This is a genomic window from Streptomyces sparsus, assembly GCF_054776295.1.
The window spans coordinates 1-3,392 of the sequence record NZ_BAAHCA010000538.1; the positions used below are offsets into that span (position 1 = coordinate 1).

3 protein-coding genes are annotated in these 3,392 nt (G+C 70.1%); all 3 read right to left on the reverse strand.

Going from position 1 to position 3,392, the window contains the following annotated elements; translation table 11 throughout:
• Positions 1 to 173: 173 nt before the first annotated feature.
• Positions 174 to 821 carry a SigE family RNA polymerase sigma factor gene (locus tag ACYVE9_RS19830; RefSeq protein WP_461029229.1) on the reverse strand — a complete coding sequence of 216 codons (648 nt, stop codon included), beginning with the start codon at positions 819 to 821 and terminating at the stop codon, positions 174 to 176.
• A gap of 608 nt (positions 822 to 1,429) precedes the next feature.
• The gene (locus ACYVE9_RS19835; RefSeq protein WP_461029230.1) at positions 1,430 to 2,701 is read right to left on the reverse strand and encodes an aspartate kinase; all 1,272 of its coding nucleotides are present in this window, start codon (positions 2,699 to 2,701) and stop codon (positions 1,430 to 1,432) included.
• A 172-nt stretch (positions 2,702 to 2,873) separates the two neighbouring features.
• Positions 2,874 to 3,392 (reverse strand): LysR substrate-binding domain-containing protein (locus ACYVE9_RS19840; RefSeq protein WP_461029231.1); only part of this gene is annotated, 519 nt, incomplete at its 5' end.

A 3,392-nucleotide genomic window follows, 5' to 3' on the forward strand; every position in this document is an offset into this window, starting at 1 on the left:
CGGGCCGTCGGCCTGGCCGCGGCCCGGGGATTCCGGCTCCTGACCTGCGGGCGGGCCCTGTTTCCCGCCCTGGTCGCCGGTTCGCCGCTCGCCGCCCTCCCCGGGGCCGGCGGCACGGCTCTCGGGGCGGTCTTCGGGGCCGTCCTCGGAAGGGCGGTGGTCCTTGTCCGGGGTCATACCGGCGTCTCCATGGCCACGCGCAGGGCGGCGATACCGCGGGACCCGTACGCCTTGACCGAGCCGCGCGATATTCCCAGCGTGCCGGCCACCTGCTCCTCGGTCATGTCTGCGAAGTAGCGCAGCACCAGCACCTCGCGCTGTCGTCGCTGAAGGCCGCGCAGGGCCTGCTTGAGTTCGTCGCGCTCCATGCGCTCGTAGGCGCCCTCCTCGGCGCTGGCCATGTCGGGCATCGGCTTCGACAGCAGCTTCAGGCCGAGGATGCGCCGACGCAGCGTCGAGCGGGACAGGTTGACCACCGTCTGCCGGAGGTACGCGAGCGTCTTCTCCGGGTCCTTGACCCGCGAACGGGCCGAGTGGACCCGGATGAACGCCTCCTGGACGACGTCCTCGCAGGAGGCGGTGTCGTCGAGCAGCAGGGCTGCCAGGCCGAGCAGGGAACGGTAGTGGGCGCGGTAGGTCTCGGTGAGGTGGTCGACGGTGGTGCCCGCTGCCATCGCGTCCTCAGCGTCCTTGCGCTGCGCCGGAGCCGCTGCGGGACGTGAGGCCGTCCAGGGCGCTATCACGGGCATGCCCCCGCCGCCCCTCGCGCCTGCGCGCGCGGGCCGAAGGGGTGCTGTCGCCAATCCCAGTACGTCTGCCACGCCTGTTGGACACGTTTCCCCCCGTCAGGGTTGTACGCGTTCGGCAGTGTTCTTGACCGCGGGTCATTCACCGCGAACATCACCGTGCGCACCACCTCTCCACAACTGCCCCGTTTTTGCGGCCTCTTCGTCCACGGCAGTGGAGGCAAAGACGCGCGGCCCCCGCAACTGGTTGCACCGCCCAGGAAAGAATCGTCATGCAATCCGTTGGTCCAGATCAAGCCGCGTCCGCCACAACTTGATCACAGACGGTTCACATACCACCCAAATGTGATGACGAAGGGCGGTCCGCGACAGGACTGGGCTGCGGACAGCGGCAAACCGGCCGGTCGGAAGCTTGCAACGGCCGCCGACGGGCCGTCCGGCGCGCCGCGGACAGCGCCGCGCACCGGCGGACGAAAGCAGGGCGATCGCGTGGGAAACGGCCCTCCCGCCGAGAACGCGGGTACGGGGCGGAAAGGGCCCGGAACGCGGCACGGGACGGACCCACCCCGCAGGGTGCGTCCGTCCCGTTGCTGCGTGCGCCAACCGCTCGTCCGCCTGACCGGGCCGACGGGCCAGGTTCAGCGGGCCCGCCCCGGTCGAGCAGGCAGCGGCCGGTCAGCCGGTCAGCGGCCGGTGCCGCCGTAGACGACGGCTTCCTCGGAGTCGCTGTCCAGGCCGAAGGCGGTGTGCACCGCGCGGACCGCCTCGTTGACGTCGTCCTGCCGGGTGACCACCGAGATGCGGATCTCGGAGGTCGAGATGAGCTCGATGTTCACACCCGTGTCGGACAGCGCCTCGAAGAAGGTGGCGGTGACGCCGGGGTTCGTCTTCATGCCGGCGCCGACCAGGGAGATCTTGGCGATCTGGTCGTCGTAGCGCAGCGACTCGAAGCCGATGGCGCTGCGCTGCTTCTCCAGCGCGTCGATGGCCTTCTTGCCGTCGGTCTTCGGCAGCGTGAAGGAGATGTCGGTCAGACCGGTGGACGCCGCCGAGACGTTCTGCACGACCATGTCGATGTTGAGCTCGACATCCGCGATGGTGCGGAAGATCGCCGCCGCCTCGCCCGGCTTGTCGGGCACCCCGACGATCGTGACCTTTGCCTCGGAGGTGTCGTGCGCGACACCCGAGATGAGCGCCTGCTCCATCGGCTCGTCCCCTTGTGGTTCGTTGCTGACCCAGGTTCCCGGCAGCCCCGAGAAGGACGACCGGACGTGGATCGGAATGTTGTAACGGCGTGCGTACTCGACACAGCGGTGCAGCAGCACCTTCGAACCGGAGCTGGCCAGCTCCAGCATGTCGCCGAAGGAGATCCAGTCGATCTTCTTCGCCTTCTTGACCACCCGGGGGTCGGCGGTGAACACGCCGTCCACGTCGGTGTAGATCTCGCAGACCTCGGCGTCCAGGGCAGCGGCCAGCGCCACCGCGGTGGTGTCCGACCCACCGCGGCCGAGCGTGGTGATGTCCTTGCTGTCCTGGGAAACGCCCTGGAAGCCGGCGACGATGGCGATGTTGCCCTCGTCCACCGAGTCCTTGATCCGGCCGGGGGTGACGTCGATGATCCGTGCCTTGTTGTGCACGGAGTCGGTGATGACACCCGCCTGGCTGCCGGTGAACGACTGCGCCTCGTGCCCGAGCGATTTGATGGCCATCGCCAGCAGGGCCATGGAGATACGCTCTCCGGCCGTCAGCAGCATGTCGAACTCACGCCCCGACGCGACCGGGGACACCTCACTCGCGAGATCGATCAACTCGTCCGTCGTGTCACCCATCGCGGAAACCACGGCCACCACCTGGTGGCCCCTCTTCTTGGCCTCGACGATCCGCTTGGCGACCCGCTTGATGCCCTCGGCATCGGCGACGGAGGAGCCGCCGTACTTCTGCACGACAAGGCTCACGTGCGCTCCTCGTATCTCAGTCTCACCGGACCCTTTGGCCGGGGCCCTCGGTCGGCTCATTTTACCGAGCAGGCGCTTCACGCCCATCCGGTGCCGCATCCTGAGACACCGGGCTCGTCCAGCGGACAGCCCTGCCCGCGAACGGGCGTCACACACCCTAAGGTGCGGCAGCTCACACCACCGGCCGAGCCCCGCACCCCGCTCCGGACCCCTCTGTTTCCCCCTCCGCCTCTGGCGCCACAGCAGCATCAGAAGCCCCTGGGGCCGTAGCGCTGCCGGCGTGACCGTAGTGGCGGCGGAGCGCCCGCACCGTCTCGGTGATGGCCGGGCGGCGGGCCGCCCCCGCACGCCACAGCGCGAACACGTTGCGCACCGGCGCGGGCCGCAGCGGCCGCACCACCACCCCGGGCGGCAGCGGGCCGCGTCCGAGCCTGGGCACCACCGCCACCCCGAGGCCCGCGGCGACCAGGGCGAGCTGGGTCTCGAACTCGGCGACCAGGTGAGCCAGCACGGGTTCCTGGCCGGCGGCCCGTGCGGTGCGCACCAGCCAGTCGTGGCATACCGTGCCGGGCGGCTGGCAGATCCACCGGACGCTGCCCAGGTCGGCCCGCACCAGCACGTCACGGGCGGCGAGCGGGTGCGCGGCGGGCAGCAGCACGTCGCACCGGTCGGTGCCGAGCGCGGCCCAGAT